This is a genomic window from Arthrobacter sp. JCM 19049, assembly GCF_001310435.1.
Map to the genome: position 1 here is coordinate 1 of NZ_BAXF01000016.1, position 17,831 is coordinate 17,831.

Consider the following 17,831-nt stretch of genomic DNA (forward strand, 5'->3'; position numbering starts at 1 on the left):
GGCCCCGGCGGACCATTCTGGCTGGGCGCAGACCAGCTGGGCCGCGACGTACTAGTGCGCCTTCCTACGGCGCGCGGGTGTCGCTGATCGTCGGCGTGGTGGCCTCCATGGCCGCCGCGAGCATCGGCATCCTGGTGGGGATGATCGCCGGCTACTTCGGCGGCAGGGTCGACACCGTGCTCAGCCGCTGCATCGACCTTGTCATGTCGGTGCCTTTCCTACTGGCGGCGCTGGCGCTGGTCTCGGTACTCGGCGCCAGTCTGCCGCTGAGCGTCGCGGTGATCGTCTTCTTCTCCTGGACCTCGCTGGCCCGGGTGATCCGCGGACAGGTCATCGCCCTGCGCCAACGCGAGTTCGTCGAGGCGGCCCGGAGCCTGGGCGCCGGGCACTGGGGCATCATCTTCCGCGACATCCTGCCGAACCTGGCGGCTCCCATCATCATCTACGCCACGCTGATGATCCCCAGTTCCATCGTCTTCGAGGCGACGCTGTCCTTCCTGGGCATGGGCATCGTTCCGCCGGATGCCAGCTGGGGCGGGATGCTGGCCGAGGCCTCGGGCAACTCCATCTATCTGACCGCGTGGTGGCTGGTACTCTTCCCGGGCCTGGCCCTGCTGTTGACCACACTCGCGTTTAACGTGCTGGGCGACGGATTGCGCGACGCGTTGGATCCGCGCACGCGCAGAAAGGCCAAGTAACAATGTTCGTTTTCCTACTCAAGCGCCTGGGCTTCGGGCTGCTGGTGCTGTTCCTGCTCAGCCTGTTCGTGTTCCTGCTGTTCTTCGTGGCTCCGGGCGACCCCGCGCGCGCGATTGCCGGGGACAAGGCCACCGAGGAACTGCTCGCGCAGATCCGCGACACCCTCGGTTTGAACCAGCCACTGTACCAGCAGTACATCGACTTCGCTTCCCGCCTGCTGCAGGGGATCTTGCTTCTCCTACCGTTCCCAGCAACCGGTCACCGAGCTGATCTTCGACCGGCTGCCGGTGACGATGTCCCTGGTGGGCGGCGCCGTGGTGCTCTGGCTGCTGATCGGCATCCCGGTGGGCGTGGCCTCGGCCCGCAAGCCAGGCAGCCTGCGCGACAGGATCGGGCAGAGTTTCGCGATGACAGGCATCAGCTTCCCGACCTTCGTGCTGGGCATGATCCTGCTCTACACGCTCTACTCGTTGCCAGCCAAGGCAGGTTTCCTGCTCTTCCCGCCCAGCGGGTACATTGAGCTGTCCCAAAGCCCTGTGCAGTGGGCATGGCATCTGATCCTGCCGTGGATCACCCTAGCCCTGGTCACCGCCGCAGTCTACGCGAGGTTAACCCGTGCACAGATGCTGGAGGTGCTGGGCGAGGACTACATCCGCACCGCCCGCGCTAAGGGCGTACGCGAGCAGTCGGTGATTTACAAGCATGCGTTCCGCAGCGCGATGACCCCGCTGGTCACCCAACTGGGCATAGACATCGGCGTGATGCTCGGCGGCGTGATCGTCATCGAGCAGGTCTTCGGGCTGGCAGGTGTCGGCTCGCTGGCAGTCCAGGCGGTACAGACCCAGGACCGCCCGGTGATCATCGGCGTGGTGCTGCTCGGCGGGTTGTTCGTCGCGGTGGCCAACATCCTGGTCGACATCGCCTACACTCGGCTGGATGCGCGCGTTCGCACCGCCTGATTACTGCAACGGCTCCGGAAGTCTCTTCAGAATAGCGACTTCCGGTGCGCCGCTCAAACGATTTCTTGGGCTTGGCCTTCTGAATGCTCTAGATGATCTTCCCAAGGACGTTGTGTACGCGGTCTATGGGTGATTTGCCGCCGATGCCGGTATGGGGTCTGTGATGATTGTACTCATGGACCAGGCCGGCTAAGCGGCGGCGCGCTCGGTTTCTGAACCGTAGTGCCGGGCGTAGTTCGAACGCCAGAGTGCGGTGTAAGCGCTCGATCTTCCCATTCGTCTGAGGCCGATACGGCCGGATGAACCTGTGCGCGACGTGCTCGCGGAGCGTGTCGTTGAACAGGTGATGCGCGATCCGGTGCGGCCCCCAACCGCCGGCTCACGCGCAGAGCAACGATCCGTCGCTCGGTGCGCTGGGACGTGCGGTTCGGTGAGCGGCGCGGCCTGGATGAGCGGTCCTCAAGCCCTGCCGCACCTTCGGCCTTGTACCGGGCCACCCACTTCGATACCGTTCCCCGAGCGATCTGGAAGCGCTCGGCGACACGCGCCTGCGTCCATTTCTCGTTGACGACCAGCAGGACCATTTTCAGTCGGCCCTGCGGTGTCAGCGAAGCGCGGGCATGAGTAATGTAAGACATGAGGACCTTCGTGTCATTCGAGATGAGTGTGGTTACCCATATCGATACCGGAGGTCCTCACCTCTTTTCACACAACGCGCCGTTGCTCACAACCTCCGTGGGAAGAACAGCTAGATACAGTCTCAGAACAACTTGGCGAGGCTGACAGCTTCGTCTTGTTTGGCCAGCTCCGCATAGGTGATGAAGTCATAGTCCCCCGCGTTGGTTCATCCTCCGGTCTGGTTATTGTTAGGCTGGCGCCGTAGCCCAAGCACCTCCTGCCGAACGAAGAAGCGCCGGGCAACCTCCTGTTTGTCAGGGTTGAGTGAGAGCACTGTTTCATAGCAGTTACCCTCCCGACAGGGCGAGAACAGGACAGTCCTGCACCATGAGCGTCGCCTCCATACATGCAACCATCGGCAGCACCGGTTCCAAAAGAGCAAGCTGAGCAGGCAACAAGCGGAGATCGACCGGTTGAAGAAGCAGCCGGCCGCCAGCGATCAGACACTGTTCACCACACCGACAGCCCGCGAGATCGTGGGAAAAGCGCACGCGCTCTTGGAGCAGCTCTCAAAGAGCGTGGATTCGAAGTATCAGCCCATTCATTGCTCACCGAAACCTACCGGCTCCTGGTGCTCTTGGTCACCGGCGGGGTATCCACCCGTCAGGCCAGCACCTTGTCAGGGTGCCGCAGGGCGACGATGCACCGCCGCCGGCAAGCTGCTGGGGCCCGCGGCTGGCGTCCGCAGCATCCCGTCCGACCCCGGCGAACAAGCACACCGCGCGCGAGGAAGCCCAGATCCTGTAACCCCTAGACAGCGAGCGGTTCGTGCACCAGGCGCTTGAGCAGATCTACGTGACCTTGCGGTCCGAGGTGACATATTTACTCGGTGGCCTCCATGTATTGGCTGCTGTGCCGTGCGCGGCAGGTGGCAGAGCGCCGCCGGCAGGCACGCTATCCAGCTCGGAAAATCACTGGGCTGGTGGCGCACGAGCTGGGAGGTATCCACCTGTGACATCACGAAATTGGCCGGCCAGCCAAGGACTCCTACCTTGACGCGTACGCAATGATCGACACTTATTCGCGCTACATTCTCGGTTCACAGGTCCATGCCCGTGAATCCGACGAACAGGCGCGCGAGTTCGACGCCCAGGTGTTCGCCACCGATCCGGCCCCATTGGTCGTGCATGCCGATCGCGGGACCTCGATGACCGTCCGAGCCGATGGCCGCGCTGCGCGCTGACCTGGATGTTCTGAAGTCTCATTCGCGGCACAAGGTCAGCAATGACAACCCCTACTCCGAGGCCTGGTTCAAGACGTAGAAGTACCTTCCGCAGTTCCCCCGAGCGGCTCGGCCCCCTGGCCGATGCCTGGAACTTCGCGGACCGACCTGTTCAAGCCTACAACGGTCCTCACCGGCATTTGAGGATCGGGTTCCACAACTCCTGCGGACGTGCATTTCGGGATCATTGCTCATGTCGACGACCAGCGGCTGGCGGCGTTGCAGGTGCGTGGGACGCCCATCCAGAGCGATTTGGGCAGCGTCGTTTGCCGAAGAAGCTACAACTGCTGGACGCAGCGTCAATCAGCGAACCTGTGAAGCAGGAGCAAGGGGAAGAATTGCAGGCGGCCTAGCTGTAGTCTCCAGTGAGGTTGGGTACGCGGCTGGCTGGTGGTTGACCTTTGAGTGAGGTGTGGCCTCTGTGGTGATTGTAGTCGTGTAGCCATCCATGGAACGCTTTAACCCGCTCGGTTTCCGAGGCGTAGGGCCTGGCGTAGGCCCATTCTTCGAGCATCGTGCGGTTGAACCGTTCGACTTTGCCGTTGGTCTGCGGACGGTACGGCCGGGTTCGCTGGTGTTTGATGGCCTGGCCCAACGCTTTGGCAAACATCTTTGAGCGGTAACAGGAGCCGTTATCGGTCATCACGCGTTTGACCGTGACCCCCACCGAGTCAAAGTATGCGTTGGCCCGCTTCCAGAACCCGGCTGCGGTTTCCTGCTTCTCATCAGTGAGGATCTCGGTGTAGGCCAGCCGGGAATGGTCATCGACCGCGTTGTGCAGGTACGCGTAACCAGGACGCCGGTTCGCGGGGGTGCCAGCCTTGTTCTTCTTCCCTGCCGGCCGGCCAAGGACCTTATGGCCACCGCCGTCAGGAATCCGCCCAAGTTTCTTGATGTCCACGTGGATCAGGTCCCCGGGGTTGGCGTGTTCGTAACGGCGTACTGTGCGTCCCGTGGCCCGGTCCTGCCAGGTAAGCTTCGATAGCCCGTAACGCGAGAGCACACGATGAACTGTCGAGGGATGCAGGCCCAGTTTGTAACCGATACGGTCCGGCCCCCACCGGTAATTCACTCGTAGGGCGATGATCCGACGTTCACGCCGTAGCGGGGTGCGCCCCGGACTGGTGTGCGGGCGGCTGGAGCGATCCTGCATGCCAGCTTCGCCCTCGAGCCGGTAGCGTTCGGCCCATCGTCTGGCCGTGCTGACCGCGACTTGGAACCGCTCAGCGGCCCTACGGTGGCTCCAACCATCGGTAACGATGCGCTTAGCTAGTTCCAAACGTCCTTTGGGCGCAAGGAAGGCGTTAGAGTGGGACATGAAGACCTCCGGGTGAGAAGTGAACTCTTAGACAAGCTCCACCTCACCCGGAGGTCTTCTTTATGTCACCTAGCCACGCCGTGTGTACCTAACGTCCGTGGAGATTACACCTAGCACTCATTGGTCTTGCTTGATCTGAAAATTTCCGGCCTGACTGCCCGCAAGGCATTGAAACCCCCACCAGCTCTATACCCAAACTCAGGAACCCGAGAATTCTGAGAAACCCCAACAAGAAAATAAGCGAGAGGCGTGTTAGCCACAGTTATGCACTGTGTTTAACATGCCTTCACGCCAGTGCGGAAAATCAGTTCTGATGCTTCCCGTTCAACAGCTGGACACCCTCCGCGTTGTCCTGCAGAGCTGTAGGCAGCAGGTTTTGAGGGAAGCCCTGGTAGGCCACCGGACGCAGGAAGCGGGTAATCGCCGCGGTTCCCACCGAGGTGGAGTTGGCAGCGGTTGATGCTGGGTACGGTCCGCCGTGCTGCTGGGCGTAGGTCACCGAACTCCGGTGGGCCACTGGTTCCACAGCACACGGCCCGCCTTGTTCTGCAAAGTGAACAGCAACTGAGCCACATCGTCGCCTTCTTCGCCAAAGATCGTTGCGGTGAGCTGGCCGGAGAAGCTGCCGGCGATCTCCAGCAGCTGGGCTTCGTCCTTATAGGTCACGACTAAGGCGGCGGGGCCGAAGCATTCCTCCTGCAGTGCCTTTGGGTCCGCAAGCAGCTGCTCGCCTGTGGTGACCAACAGGATCGGCTGGATTTGGTCGTTTGCCGTTTCTGGATACTCGGCCAGCACCTCGACGCCGTTATGTCCCTTCAGTTCCGCCAGGGCCTGCAAGTAGCCAGCTTCAATGCGTTCGTTGAGCATCTTATGAACTGCTGGAAGCTGTTTGGAGGCAAGAATCCGAGTGAAGTTCGAGTCCTCCGGAACCACCAGGGTGCCCGGCTTGGTGCAGAACTGGCCTGCACCCATGGTGAAGGAACCGATGAACTGGTCCACGATGCTCTCAGTATTCGCAACTGCTGCGGTATTGGTGACGAAGACCGGGTTGTTGCTGCCCAGCTCACCGAAGAACGGGATCGGTTCCGGTCGGGCGTTGGCCTTATCAAACAGGGCCCGGCCGCCGGGGATCGACCCGGTGAAGCCAGCTGCCTTGATGCGCGGATCCTCGATCGCTGCGCTGCCCGAGGCCGTGCCGAAGATGATGGAGAAGATTCCTTCAGGAGCGCCTGCTTCTTCCAGCGCGGCAGCGAAGATCGAGGCGGTGGCCTGTGAAAGCTTCGGATGTCCCGAATGCGCTTTGAGCACCACGGCGTTGCCGGCGGCCAGTGCCGAGGCAGTGTCCCCGCCGGCGACGGAGAAGGCGAAGGGGAAGTTGCTGGCGGCGAAGACCAGCACCGGGCCCACGGGAATCAGGATGCGGCGCAGGTCCGGACGGGCCGCGCCCATTGGCCACTGCTCGTCTGCGTGGTCGACGCGGGCATCAAAACAGGCGCCGTCGCGGATGGTCTCGGCAAAGAGGGCGAGCTGGAAAACGGTGCGCTTCAGCTCGCCGCGCAGGCGCGGCTCGGGAAGGTTGGTTTCCTCCATGGCCAGAGCAACTAGCTGGTCACCAGCGCCGACCAGGGCGCCGCGGCATGCTCGATAATCCGGGCACGCTCGACGGCCGGAGCCTGGGCCCACTGTGCGCTGGCCAGAGCCGCACGCTGCAGGATCTGCTCTAACTGTTCAGTCGAAGTCTGTTCAATCGTTGTTTGCGGCATCTTCCTATTCCTTCGGTGATTCGTCGAGGTCTGCGATTTCGCCAAGAGTCACAGGGATCGACATTGGTCGTTTGTAGGTGTTGGCGACGGCTTGGGCGAAGCGTTCTTCCTTGTCACCATTGGTGGCCAGACAGGAGGCGGCATAGCCACACACGCGGCCCTGGCACCAGCCCATGCCCGCACGGGTGGTGGACTTGATGCTTCGCGCATCCTTGGCCTTCAGGTGGTCGCGGGCGTCATGGATTTGCCCCGCGGTCACTTCCTCGCAACGGCACACCACGGTGTCCGCCTCGAGGTTTGCGCTCCAGTAGTCAGGCACCGGATGGGCCTGGTGCATGGCGCGGGCAAAGGCGCGGTGGCGCTTGATGGTCTTCAACTCGCGGTCCACCAGCGCGCGATCCGGGTTTTGGTCCTGGCCCAAAGCGGCGCGGTAGCCGGCGACGGTGCCCTCGGCGACGGCCAGCGCCGCTCCCCCGATGCCGGTCACCTCTCCGGCGGCAAGGATAGTGGACCGGCTGGTCACCTGGAACTGGTCCACGTTAGCAACCATGGAGCCGTCGACATCTACGTGGGTATCTACCCGAAGGCGGTGAGCAGCTCCAGCTGGGTGGTGAACCCGAAGCCCAGCCCCACGCAGTCCACGTTCTCGATGCGCTCTTCGCTACCTGCGATGATTGCGCCTGTGCGGTCGGTGCGCGCGATGCTCACGGCCTCGACCTTGTCGTTGCCGTGGATCCTGGTGACCACAGTGCTGCGTTTGTATGGGATGCGGTGGCGCAGCAGATCCCAGATGTACTCCGCGCCCTCGACGCCCTTGGTCGGAACGGCTAGCGGCTCCTTCAGGTGCGAGAGCCATCCGGTCAGGTCGGCCGATTCGCAGATGCCCAGGACCTTGCCGCCCGCATGCGCGACATTGCTGGCTACCGGAAGCAGGAATGGCCCGGTGCCGGCCAGCAAAACCCGTTGCCCGGCAAGCACGCCCTGCCCCTTGATCAGCGCCTGGACCGCGCCGGCGGTCATCACTCCGGGCAGATCCCATCCGGGGATGGGGATCTGCCGGTCGTAGGCGCCGGTGGCGACGACGAGCCTGTCCGTCTCCAAGGTGCTGATGCCGGCGTCATGGCCGGCGTCCGTCGCCGAGGTCAGCTGCAGGGTGAGGGTTTCGTCCTCTTCCTGCTGGGCCATCCACACCTGCGTGTTGGGCAGGTAGGTCAGGGTTCCGGCATTCTGGCCCGCGTCAAAGGCTTTGCGCAGCGACAGGTAGGTGGACCAGTCGTGGTGCCCGGTGGAATCGGGTTGTTGTCCGGGCTGCTCGTAGCGGTGGCGCCAGTACTGGCCCCCAGGCTGGTCGTTGGCATCGATGCAGGTGACCAACGCCCCGTGGGCTAGCGCGTTGGCCGAGGCGGCCAGGCCCGCGGGGCCGGCGCCGATCACTGCCACATGGATCTGCCGGCTCATGCGCGCTCCTTAGCGGCGTCGGTTACTACCTGCTGGCCCTCGCGCACGCGCACCATGCAGGCGCGCTGGTTCGGTTTGGAATCGATGGTGACTAGGCAGTCGAAGCAGGCGCCGATGCCGCAGAACAGGCCGCGGGGCCGCTCATTGTTGCGGGTGCTGCGCCAGGCGGTGGTGCCTTGGGAGATCATGGCGCCGGCCACAGTGGTGCCGCTTTCGACGGTGACCGGGGTCGTATCGATGCTGATGGTGATGGGCTGCTCCATGAGGTTCACGACTCCTGGTTCACTAGTGGTTGCTCGGCAAAACGGTGCGGGGCGAAGGGGGTGAGGTCAAGGTCAGTGGCTTTTCCGGCCAGTGCCTGGGCCAGCAGCTTACCGGTACCTACCGAGAGCCCGATGCCCGCGCCTCATGTCCGGCGGCATGCCAGAGTCCGGGGGCGCGCTCATCGTGCCCGATCACCGGCAGATGGTCCGGGCAGTAGGGGCGGAAGCCGTGGTAGTGGCGCATGATCTTGATATCGCGTAGGAATGGGAAGAGGCTGATAGCATTGTTGGCCATCTGCTTCAGAGCGCTGAGGTTCACCGAGCCGTCGAATCCCACGCGCTCGCGGCTGGATCCAATCAGGATGGAGCCTGCGGGGGTGCCCTCGACCACCGGAGAACTTTGCAGTCCGGCATCCGAGCTGCCGACGTTGTCCACGTACTCGGCGGCGTAGACCTTGTGGAAGATCTTCGGTGGCAGCGGTTCGGTGACCATGACGAAACCCTTGCGCGGGTTCACCGGCACCGCCACGTCGGCAAGGCCGGCGATGGACGAGGCCCAGGTGCCGGTGGCGTTCACGACGTCGGAGGCGGCGAAGGAACCTTGAGTGCTTTCCACCCCGATGACGCGCCCGTTGCTCCGGTGCAGCGCGGTGACCTGGACGTTGGAAACGAACCTCGCTCCGTTGTCGCACGCAAGGCGCAGTAGCCAGGAGGCGGCAGCATGGGCTGGACCTGACTGTCCTGCGGGTAGTAGGCGGCGGACAGGGCCTGAGGGCTGATGTGCGGTTCGGCGGAAAGAAGCTGGTGGCGATCCAGGATTTCTGCGGTCACGCCATTGCTGCGCTGCGCGGTGGTCAACCGGTCAAGCGAGGCCTGGGAGGATTCCTTGGAGGCGACAACCAGGCCGCCTTTGGCCTCGAATTCCCACAGCTGGGCGAACTCGGCCAGATCGTTCTTCCATACGCCCAGCGAATACTGCGATAGTTCCAGTTCCGGGCCCAGCTCCTTGTCGCTGAGTAGGATGTTGCCCTCGCAGCGCGAGCTGGTGCCGGAGGAGGGCCCGTCGCGGTCGAGAACTACGACGCTCAGCCCTGCTGGGCGGCAAAGTACGCGATGGCGCTGCCGATGATTCCGGCGCCGATGATGAGAACGTCACTGCCTTGTGCCATTCATTAGTCCTTGCGTTTGACCTCGTCGTTCGGGTCTCCGACATTCCAGAAACCGCGTGCGTGCGAGATGTGCTTGATCAGTAGTGCGTGCAGTGCGGTGCTGTCTCCGCGTTCCATGAGCTTGACCATCTGCAGGTGCTCGGCCGCTATGGTGGTCAGTTTGTGTTCGCGCATGAGGGACTTCAGCCCGTACTGCCGGGTGCGCATGCGGTAGCTGGTGGCCAGTTCTACCAGCTCCGCATTCCCACAGGGGGCCATGAGTTCGTGGTGGAATGCGCGGTCCGCGCTGAGGTAGCCGTCGATGTCCTCGGCCTGCGCAGCGTCTATGATGACTTCGGCCATCTGCGACAGCTTCTCGATGTCGGCCGCCGTGTGGTTTTCGGCGGCCAGGCGGGTGGCTTCCGGCTCGATCAGCAGGCGGATCGCGGCGATGTTCTCCAGCTCCGTGTCGGTCATGCCGGTGACCCTGAAGCCCTTGTTCTTGATGGTTTCCACCAAGCCCTCGCGGGTCAGGTCCATCATCGCTTCGCGCACCGGCGTGGCCGAGACGCCCAGCGCTTCGCCCAGCACGGGCGCGGAGTAGAGCTGGCCTTCGACCAAGTCTCCCGATATGATCGCGGCTCGCAATTTTTCCGCCACGGTCTCCCGCAGGCTGCGGCGCTCGTTCAGTGGTTCCAGTGCCAAGACGTTCATGACTCCCCCGTCGATGTAGCTGCTATGGGCTTACTGCAATGCTACATTGCATAGATCCACCGCGGCACTGGCCATGGCCAGATCCTCCCAGGCCATGCCTACCCCGGTGTATACCGCCGGGCGGCCAGGGGCCCGGGTGAACTTCCCGAGCACCAGCTCCTGCACGTTCAGCGGCGCCTTACTGTGCCACACACCCTCAGCATGCAGGTCGACGGCGTTGCCGTTTTCCCGGATTGCCGAGGCTCGGCCCTCCAGCACCACGTCGCTGCGCAGCATCAGCTGCTCATCGAGTTCGCGGTGCTCCAGCCCGTGCTGGCCAATGGCGGCCACCAGCGCATGGGAGGCTACGCGCGACCCGTCGAAGAGCGGGGTCGGGGAGGAACTGGCGCAGATGATCACATCCGCCCGTTCTACGGCCGGATCTTCGCTGGCAAGAACCTCGATACCCTCGGCGCGCAGCTCGTCGGCGGCGGCCCGGGCCTTGTCCAGGCCGCGTCCCACGAGCACGAATTGCGCGTCGGAGTACAGGGCCTGGAAGTAGCGGATGTGGTTCTTAGCTGAATGCCCGTGCCGTAGACCAGCACCTGCGGCCTTGGGCTGAAGAACGCGGTCGCCTTGGCCATCTCGCGCAGCGCCAGCACCGTGGTGCCCGGGGTGCGCAGCGCCGTGAGCGCGGTGCCATCCAGCACCGCCAGCACCGCACTGGTAGCGGCGTCGAACAACAGGTAGGAGCCTGGATCTTGGGCAGGCCCACCGCGGTGTTCTGCGGGTCGATGGTCAGTACCTTGACGCCGTTGCGTTCGGCGCCAAGGGCCGGCATGATCAGGAATTCGCCTCGCTGGGTCGGGGCGAACAGGCGCGGGGAATCTAATTCCGGGTCCAGACCCGCGGCCAGCGCGTCGGCCAGGATCTGCACGGCCGTGGCCGGGTCGATCCGCTCGTAGAGGGTCGCAGCGTCGAAGTAGGGTAGATTCATAGGATGAATCCTTCCGGGAATGGATCGGTGGGATCCAGAAAATACTGTGCGGTGCCAGTGACCCAGGCCCGTCCGGTGACGGTCGGGATCACTGCGGGCTTCTGACCGACGGTGGTGGTGCCCACCAGCCGGCCGGTGAACTGTGAACCGATGAACGATTCATTCACGAAGTCGGTCTCTAGTTCCAGTTCGCCGCGGGCGTGCAGCTGCGCCATGCGCGCGCTGGTGCCGGTGCCGCAGGGCGAACGGTCGAACCAGCGGGTAGATGGCCATGGCGTGGCGGGAGTGCTGGGCGTCGGAGCCGGAGCCTTGAGGTAGACGTGGTGACAGCCGCGGATGTCATTGCGCTCGGGATGCACCGGTTCGCCCTGGACATTGATGGCTTCCATGATGGCCAGCCCGGCTTCGATCAGTTCCTGCTTGTGCTTGCGTTCGAAGGGCAGGCCGATGGATTCCAGGTCGACCACGGCGTAGAAGTTCCCGCCGAAGGTCAGGTCGTAGCCTACTTCGCCCAGACCCGGGACCTGCACCGTGGCATCCAAGCGGTCCACGAAGGAGGGCACGTTCTTGATGGTCACGGCAGCGGCATGGCCGTCCTCGACCTGCACGGAGGCGATCACCAAGCCGGCCGGAGTGTCCAGACGGATCTCAGTGACCGGCTCCACCACTTCAACCATGCCGGTTTCCACCAGCACGGTGCGACCCCGATCGTCCCATGCCCGCACATCGGCAGCAGGCCGGAGACTTCAATGTACAGCACCCCGTAGTCCGCATCGTCCCGGGTGGGAGGCTGCAGGATGGCGCCGCTCATAGCTGCGTGGCCGCGCGGTTCATTCATCAGCAGCTTGCGGATGTGATCGCTGTTTTCCATGAACCACAGGCGGCGTTCGGCCATAGTCTTGCCTGGAATCGTTCCTACTCCCCCGGTGATGACCCTGGTGGGCATTCCTTCGGTATGGGAATCAACAGCGTGAAATACACGGGTAGTGCGCATTGAAGTCCTTAGTGGAATTGGTGGGCGAAGCCGGTGCCAAGGGAAATTCTGGATCCCCCCGGCACCGGCTAGCAAGTCCTACTGTTTACTTGTAGCCGTGGGCCAGTGCGGCCTCGGTGTCAGTGGTAATGGCCTTGTGGTACTCGGCACTCAGCGGGCCGCGCGGCGGCCGGCAGGCGCCGCCCTTCAAGCCGGCGATGTCCATGGAGAGCTTGATGGCCTGGACGAACTCGGTCTTGGTGTCCCAACGCAGCAGCGAGTGCGATTCGCGGTACAGGGACTTGGCCTTCTCCAGGTCATTCAACTCCCCGCTGGTGGATAGGTTGTACAGTTCCATCATGGTCTGCGGGAAGGCGTTGGTGTAGCCCGAAACCCAGCCACGGCGCCGGCGATGCCCATTTCCAGCACACTGTCGTCGGTGCCGATCAGCAGGTCCAGCTCCGGAACCAGTTCGCTGATTTCGTAGGCGCGGCGTACGTCGCCGGTGAATTCCTTGACGCCCACGATATAACCGGCCTCGAATAGGCGGGCGATCATTTTCGGAGTCAGGTCCACCTTGGTGTCGATTGGGTTGTTGTAGGCAACCACCGGGATTCCGACCTCGGCGACGAGGCGGTAGTGCTCCATGACCTCGTCGTCATTGGCACGGTAGATGTTTGGAGGCAATAGCATGACCGAGGAGGCGCCGGCCTCTGCGGCCTGGTTGGCCCAGTGGCGTGCCTGCAGGCCACCGTAGGAGCCGATGCCGGCCATGACGGTAAAACCGTCGGGCGCGGCCTGAACGGCGGTGGTGATGACGCGAGCACGCTCTTCCTCGCTCAGCGCCTGGTACTCGCCGAGCGAGCCGTTCGGTGCGATGCCGTCGCATCCGTTGGCAGCCAAGAACGCTACGTGCTCTGCAAAACCGTCGTAGTCAACGCTCAGGTCTTCGTTGAACTGCAATGACGATGCGACGTGTACACCTGCCATGGCTTCCGGGTCTGAGACATCTTTGATCTTCCTTTCAGTGAAGTTTATGTCGGGGCCGGCGGGGTTGCGCCTCGCCCCCGAGGTCCCCTCGCGTGTCCCGCTAGATCCAATGTACTATGTACAATTTTACAGCGCAATAGCGCAAGAGGAATATTTTCTAGTTTCTTGTTTCGTCGAGGTCCTCGCGCTGCATCAACGGCGCGTGCTCAGTGGTTGCATAGCCGCGTTCACGCTCGATCGCACGCACCTTCCAGTAGTCGGCCCCCTCGATGCCCAACGGGCGCGGGTCGAAACACATCTCCCCACCCTGCTTGAGCTGGCGGTCGTAGTCGCGGATCACCTTGCGGACGACCGGTGCAAGGAACAACAGGCAGACCATGTTGACCCAGCCCAGCGACGCGTAGCCGATATCGCCCAGCGTCCAGATCACGGCCGCGGATTCTACCGAGCCGTAGAAGGTCATCGCCATCATGCCCAGCTTCAGCAGCACGGCGGTCACTCGGCCCGGCTCCTTGCCGAAAAGGAACACGATGTTGGTGTGAGCAATGTAGTAGAAGGCAACCAGGGTCGTGAAGGCGAAGAAGAACAGTGCGATGGCAACGAAACCGGGGCCAAAGCCCGGAAGGACCCGGTCCACCGCGTTCTGCGTATACCCTGCTCCGGCCTCAACGCCGGGGACGTTTTCGACCACGGTGCTGCCGTCGGCGGCAAAGACGTTGTAAGATCCGGTGATCACGATCATAATGCCGGTGGCGAAGCAGACCACCACGGTGTCGATGAAGATCGAGAATCCCTGCAGCAGGCCCTGGGTCGCAGGGTGGTTTGCCGAGGCGGCGGCCGAACCGTAGGTGCCTTCGCCAACGCCGGCCACATTGGAGAACACCGCGCGGCGCACACCCCAGGCAACGGCCATGCCGGCCATGCCGCCGAAGAGCTCATGCAGGCCGAAGGCGCTCTCGAAGATCATCTGCAGGGCGGGAACGATTTCGGAGTAGTTGGCGGCGACGACGATCAGGCCACCACTATGTAGCCCAGCGCCATGAACGGCACCATGAGGTCCACGGCCTTGACCAGGCGCTTGGTGCCACCGAAGATGACCACGCCGAGAATGCCAGTGACAACCACTGCGCTCACCCAGGGTCTATGCCGAATGCATTATTCATGCTGGCCGCGATGTTGTTCGACTGCACGCCGGGGAACACGATACCGTAGCCGACCGCGGTCATGACTGCAAGAATCGCCGCCAGCCACTTGATGCGCAGGCCGAACTTCACGTAGAACGGCATGCCGCCGCGGTGCTCGCCATTAATCTTGCGCTTGAAGACCTGGGCCAGGGAAGATTCGGCGAAGGAGCTTGCTGCCCCGAGCAGCGCGCAGACAACCATCCAGAACAGCGCGCCCGGTCCACCCGCGGCGATCGCGGTTCCCACGCCGGCGATATTCCCCACGCCCACGCGAGAGGCGATGGTCAGCAGCAGGGCCTGAAGCGGGGCAATTCCAGCCTCATCCACCTTGGGCTTGAAGATCAGGGTGAGGGTATGTGGCAGCAATCTGAATTGCGCGCCAAGGGTAAGAACAGTGAAGAACAGCCCGACGGCCAGGGCGAAATACGCCATTGGGTTCCAGAGTCCATCACTAATTGCAGTCAGTGTTTCCATATATTTTCCTCAGAGCATTCGAAGATATGGCATCGAGGTGAGACTCGCGACAAAGTAAGCTGAGTCACAACATGTAAAATGGTACATAACACTGTTATAGGCTGACAATGGTGTTGAAAAAGTTTTTTGATAGAACTTTTCGTCTTCTCCGCAAACAGCAACAACTAATCGCCATCAGTAGTCCGTTGTCAGTGTCTGTCATGTTGAGCGCCAGAGCCGCGGACCCGTCTAGCGTTAAAAGTGTCTAGGCGTTCCAGGGCTTGGCACCCGCTCCTGTCCGGAAGCGAAGGGCGGTCGCAGAGATAGTTGCTCCCGAATGGTCGAAATCACCGCCCAACGTCAGCGCCATCAGGGCCTGTTCCAGCACCTGGCGGCCGTATTCGCCTGCGGTCGAAGCGGTCCAGCACGCGCTCGCTAAGCCGACCGTAGAGGTAAAACGTGCCGTTGACCGAAGCGGCCCGCTTGATGCCCAGTTCGGAACTGGTCAGGGAATCCAGGCCACCGTGGGCAAGCCGGACATGCCGCCACCTGTCACTGAGCCTTCGCCCCGGAAATGTCCACTCTCGGTGGTTCATGCCTCGCAACCAGCCCGTGAAGTCGATCAGAGATGTTTTTGCCCAGTGTGAAACCGCCGTCGCACACGAATTCATTCACTAGCGAGTAGCCTTCGCTTGGTGCGATAATCTGCTCGGCGTCTTCGAGCGATTTGTCGCCAACGATCACGCCACCCAGCAGCGTCTTGACCTCCGCTAGCGTGTAATTGGTTCCTTCCAGTGCCGCGGCATTCCAAACTAGATCCGGCAGCGAAGCCCTGGAGCGGTCCAGCACCTTGTCGACGCCGACCTCCCGCACACGGAAAAGTCAATGACACGAGCCCCAGGTAAAACCGCACAGGGCTTGCCGTCCGGCACCCCGTGGTTCACTCCCCCGCTGTGGCTGTGCCTCCCGGCCACGTCGCTGCTGAAGGTTGGCATCCGGACTCTGCGCCCGGTGACGCCGCTCGTTCACTAGTACGATCCTTCTGCGATATCTAAGGCCACGTCGGCAAGCTGGCTCCTGTGCGAAAACCCATCGATGAGCCCCTGGATCGGGGCGACATAGTTTACCCGATCCACCGTGAAGCAGTTGTGAACAATGCATCGGTCGCTTCGGCGACAATTACCGTGGCGGAACTGGCAGGCCTCACTTCGATCAGTGAGTCGACCAACAAGGAAGCAACCAAGGTGGGCATGCCAGTCCACAGAACCTGCGGACCCCGCAGATCAAAACCTGCACCCAGTTCCAGGTGGGTCTCTTCCCGACAATGCCTAGCGCGCCGCGGAAGCATCCCCTGCCGAAGCCAGTCGCAATGAGTCGACCTCCCCGCGCGAGTACACGCTGGGCTTTTGCAGGCTCAACAGTCCGGATGCCTGCCCAGCGAATTTCAGGATACCAACGGGATCTTGGAGGTCCACCCGCTGGAAACGTTGGGGCCATCCAGCTGCTTCCGCCTCGCTGTCTGGCGTAAAACGTTCTTCCAGAAGGTACCGGGCGGACTGCGCAGCACCAGGATCGGCGAAGGGCCGGGTCATGATCTGGAGTTCAAGTCGCAGGGGATTGCCAGTTCACGCAGCGTTCCGAGCTGGGGGTCGGTTTGACCGTGTTGGATGCGGTGGATGGACGAAACGGGGACGCCGGAGAGGGCAGATATCCGCGCTTTCGCGAGGCCGGACTGCCTGATCCAGTGAGACATATCCTAACGTTCCATAATCGGAAATGTATCAACCAGGATTTCACCAATGGAATGGTCTCTGCCAGTGAGCAATGGTGTTAGCGCGCCGAGGGACCGATCCCTGGGTCTTCGTCAGGCTTGCTTCCGCGAGCCGCCATTCTCACGCCGGTGACGAAATCCGAGACGCCTAGTCGCCGTCGGCGGCCAGCTGGCCGCAGGCCCCGTCGATTTCCTTGCCGCGGGTATCGCGCAGGGTGGTGGGCACGCCCAGCTCATCCAGGCGGTGCACGAACTTGGAGGTGATGTCCGGTTCGGAGCGGGTCCAGATGGATCCGGGCACCGGGTTCAGCGGGATCGGGTTCACATGCACCCAACCGCGGCCGCGGGCGTGAGCTTCTTGGCCAGCAGCTCGGCACGCCACTCGTGGTCGTTCATGTCCTTGATCAGCGCGTATTCAATGGAAACCCGCCGTCCGGTCTTCACGTAGTAGTCGTGCGCGGCGTCCAGCGCCTCGTCGACCTTCCAACGCGAGTTCACCGGGATCAACTCGTCACGCAGCTCGTCGTCCGGAGCGTGCAGGGACAGGGCGAAGGTGACCGGGATGTTTTCATCGGCGAGCTTGCGGATCGCCGGGACCAGCCCAACGGTGGAAACGGTGATGCCGCGCGCGCTCATGCCCAGCCCCTCCGGGGCGTCGGCCACCATGCGGTGCACCGCGTTCATGACGCGCTTGTAGTTGGCCAACGGCTCACCCATGCCCATGAACACGATGTTGCCCACCCGTTCGTCCGGGTGCTTCTGGCCGCCCAGCCCGCCTTCGGCGATGACGCGGTTGGCCTGGACAATCTGGTCCAGGATTTCCGCGGTGGACATGTTGCGGGTCAGCCCCGCCTGGCCGGTGGCGCAGAACGGGCAGTTCATGCCGCAACCGCACTGCGAGGAGATGCACAGGGTGATGCGGTTCGGGTAGCGCATCAGCACGGACTCGACCAGCGAGCCGTCAAACAAACGCCACAGGAACTTGATGGTCTTCCCGTCATCGGTGGTCAGCCGCTTCACCTCGGTGAGCAGGGTCGGGAACATCGCCTCGGCCAGTTCCTCGCGCCCGTTCTTGGGCAGGTCGCTCATCTTGGCCGGGTCGGTGGTGTAGTGCTGGAAGTAGTGCACCGAGAGCTGCTTGGCGCGGAACGCCGGCAGCCCCAGCTCCTTCAGCTTCTCCTGGCGTTCGGCCAGGGTGAGGTCCGCCAGGTGGGTCGGCGGCTGGGAGACGCGGCGCTTGGCGGCGAACTGCAGCTGCGGGC

Annotated in this window: 13 protein-coding genes and 8 pseudogenes; 4 read left to right on the top strand and 17 right to left on the bottom strand. The window is 62.9% G+C overall.

What is annotated here, in order from left to right; genetic code table 11:
* The 3 genes and pseudogenes from JCM19049_RS01850 to JCM19049_RS01855 all read left to right on the top strand — a co-directional run.
* On the top strand, positions 1-698 hold a 698-nt coding region (locus JCM19049_RS01850; RefSeq protein ID WP_279402246.1), incomplete at its 5' end, for an ABC transporter permease.
* A 2-nt stretch (positions 699-700) separates the two neighbouring features.
* Positions 701-865 (top strand): annotated as a pseudogene (locus tag JCM19049_RS22995) (ABC transporter permease); the annotation flags it as partial.
* Between the two features lie 127 nt (positions 866-992).
* On the top strand, positions 993-1,658 hold the full coding sequence (locus tag JCM19049_RS01855) for an ABC transporter permease (RefSeq protein WP_279402247.1): 666 nt from the start codon (positions 993-995) through the stop codon (positions 1,656-1,658).
* Positions 1,659-1,746: 88 nt separating this feature from the next.
* Here the strand turns inward: JCM19049_RS01855 and JCM19049_RS23000 are convergent.
* Positions 1,747-2,287 (bottom strand): annotated as a pseudogene (locus tag JCM19049_RS23000) (helix-turn-helix domain-containing protein).
* Positions 2,288-2,713: 426 nt separating this feature from the next.
* Between JCM19049_RS23000 and JCM19049_RS17965 the strand changes: the two are divergent.
* A pseudogene (locus JCM19049_RS17965) lies at positions 2,714-3,911 on the top strand (DDE-type integrase/transposase/recombinase); the annotation flags it as partial.
* Here JCM19049_RS17965 and JCM19049_RS01865 read toward each other — a convergent pair.
* The 16 genes and pseudogenes from JCM19049_RS01865 to rlmN all read right to left on the bottom strand — a co-directional run.
* Positions 3,908-4,876 (bottom strand): IS481 family transposase, encoded by a 969-nt coding sequence (locus JCM19049_RS01865; RefSeq protein ID WP_054820625.1) that lies wholly within the window; start codon positions 4,874-4,876, stop codon positions 3,908-3,910. The pseudogene JCM19049_RS17965 and the gene JCM19049_RS01865 sit on opposite strands and share 4 nt — an antisense overlap.
* Before the next feature lie 304 nt (positions 4,877-5,180).
* Positions 5,181-5,375: a hypothetical protein gene (locus JCM19049_RS17970; protein WP_279402248.1), complete on the bottom strand. Its 195-nt coding sequence runs from the start codon at positions 5,373-5,375 to the stop codon at positions 5,181-5,183.
* Complete coding sequence (locus JCM19049_RS01870; RefSeq protein ID WP_279402249.1) at positions 5,372-6,466, bottom strand: aldehyde dehydrogenase family protein; 1,095 nt, start codon at positions 6,464-6,466, stop codon at positions 5,372-5,374. The genes JCM19049_RS17970 and JCM19049_RS01870 overlap by 4 nt, the downstream gene beginning before the upstream one ends.
* A gap of 11 nt (positions 6,467-6,477) precedes the next feature.
* Entirely contained in the window at positions 6,478-6,639 is a 162-nt protein-coding gene (locus JCM19049_RS17975; protein ID WP_279402250.1) for a hypothetical protein, read from the bottom strand.
* Positions 6,640-6,643: 4 nt separating this feature from the next.
* The gene (locus JCM19049_RS17980; RefSeq protein ID WP_279402251.1) at positions 6,644-7,177 is read right to left on the bottom strand and encodes a (2Fe-2S)-binding protein; all 534 of its coding nucleotides are present in this window, start codon (positions 7,175-7,177) and stop codon (positions 6,644-6,646) included.
* Between the two features lie 38 nt (positions 7,178-7,215).
* The gene (locus JCM19049_RS17985; protein ID WP_279402252.1) at positions 7,216-8,097 is read right to left on the bottom strand and encodes an FAD-dependent oxidoreductase; all 882 of its coding nucleotides are present in this window, start codon (positions 8,095-8,097) and stop codon (positions 7,216-7,218) included.
* Positions 8,094-8,360 carry a (2Fe-2S)-binding protein gene (locus JCM19049_RS01880; RefSeq protein ID WP_279402258.1) on the bottom strand — a complete coding sequence of 89 codons (267 nt, stop codon included), beginning with the start codon at positions 8,358-8,360 and terminating at the stop codon, positions 8,094-8,096. The genes JCM19049_RS17985 and JCM19049_RS01880 overlap by 4 nt, the downstream gene beginning before the upstream one ends.
* 118 nt (positions 8,361-8,478) lie before the next feature.
* Positions 8,479-9,449: pseudogene (locus JCM19049_RS23005) on the bottom strand (NAD(P)/FAD-dependent oxidoreductase).
* 83 nt (positions 9,450-9,532) lie between these two features.
* Positions 9,533-10,222: a GntR family transcriptional regulator gene (locus JCM19049_RS01890; protein WP_054820626.1), complete on the bottom strand. Its 690-nt coding sequence runs from the start codon at positions 10,220-10,222 to the stop codon at positions 9,533-9,535.
* A gap of 30 nt (positions 10,223-10,252) precedes the next feature.
* Positions 10,253-10,729, bottom strand: coding sequence for a hypothetical protein (locus tag JCM19049_RS01895; protein WP_054820627.1), 477 nt, complete (start codon positions 10,727-10,729; stop codon positions 10,253-10,255).
* 46 nt (positions 10,730-10,775) lie between these two features.
* Positions 10,776-11,198 (bottom strand): hypothetical protein, encoded by a 423-nt coding sequence (locus JCM19049_RS17990; protein WP_279402253.1) that lies wholly within the window; start codon positions 11,196-11,198, stop codon positions 10,776-10,778.
* Positions 11,195-12,192: pseudogene (locus tag JCM19049_RS01900) on the bottom strand (proline racemase family protein). The gene JCM19049_RS17990 and the pseudogene JCM19049_RS01900 overlap by 4 nt, the downstream one beginning before the upstream one ends.
* A gap of 85 nt (positions 12,193-12,277) precedes the next feature.
* A pseudogene (locus JCM19049_RS01905) lies at positions 12,278-13,161 on the bottom strand (dihydrodipicolinate synthase family protein).
* Positions 13,162-13,318: 157 nt separating this feature from the next.
* A pseudogene (locus JCM19049_RS23010) lies at positions 13,319-14,819 on the bottom strand (alanine/glycine:cation symporter family protein).
* Positions 14,820-15,350: 531 nt separating this feature from the next.
* The gene (locus JCM19049_RS01915; protein ID WP_054820628.1) at positions 15,351-15,671 is read right to left on the bottom strand and encodes a hypothetical protein; all 321 of its coding nucleotides are present in this window, start codon (positions 15,669-15,671) and stop codon (positions 15,351-15,353) included.
* 1,046 nt (positions 15,672-16,717) lie between these two features.
* Positions 16,718-17,831, bottom strand: a pseudogene (gene rlmN / locus JCM19049_RS01920) (23S rRNA (adenine(2503)-C(2))-methyltransferase RlmN); the annotation flags it as partial.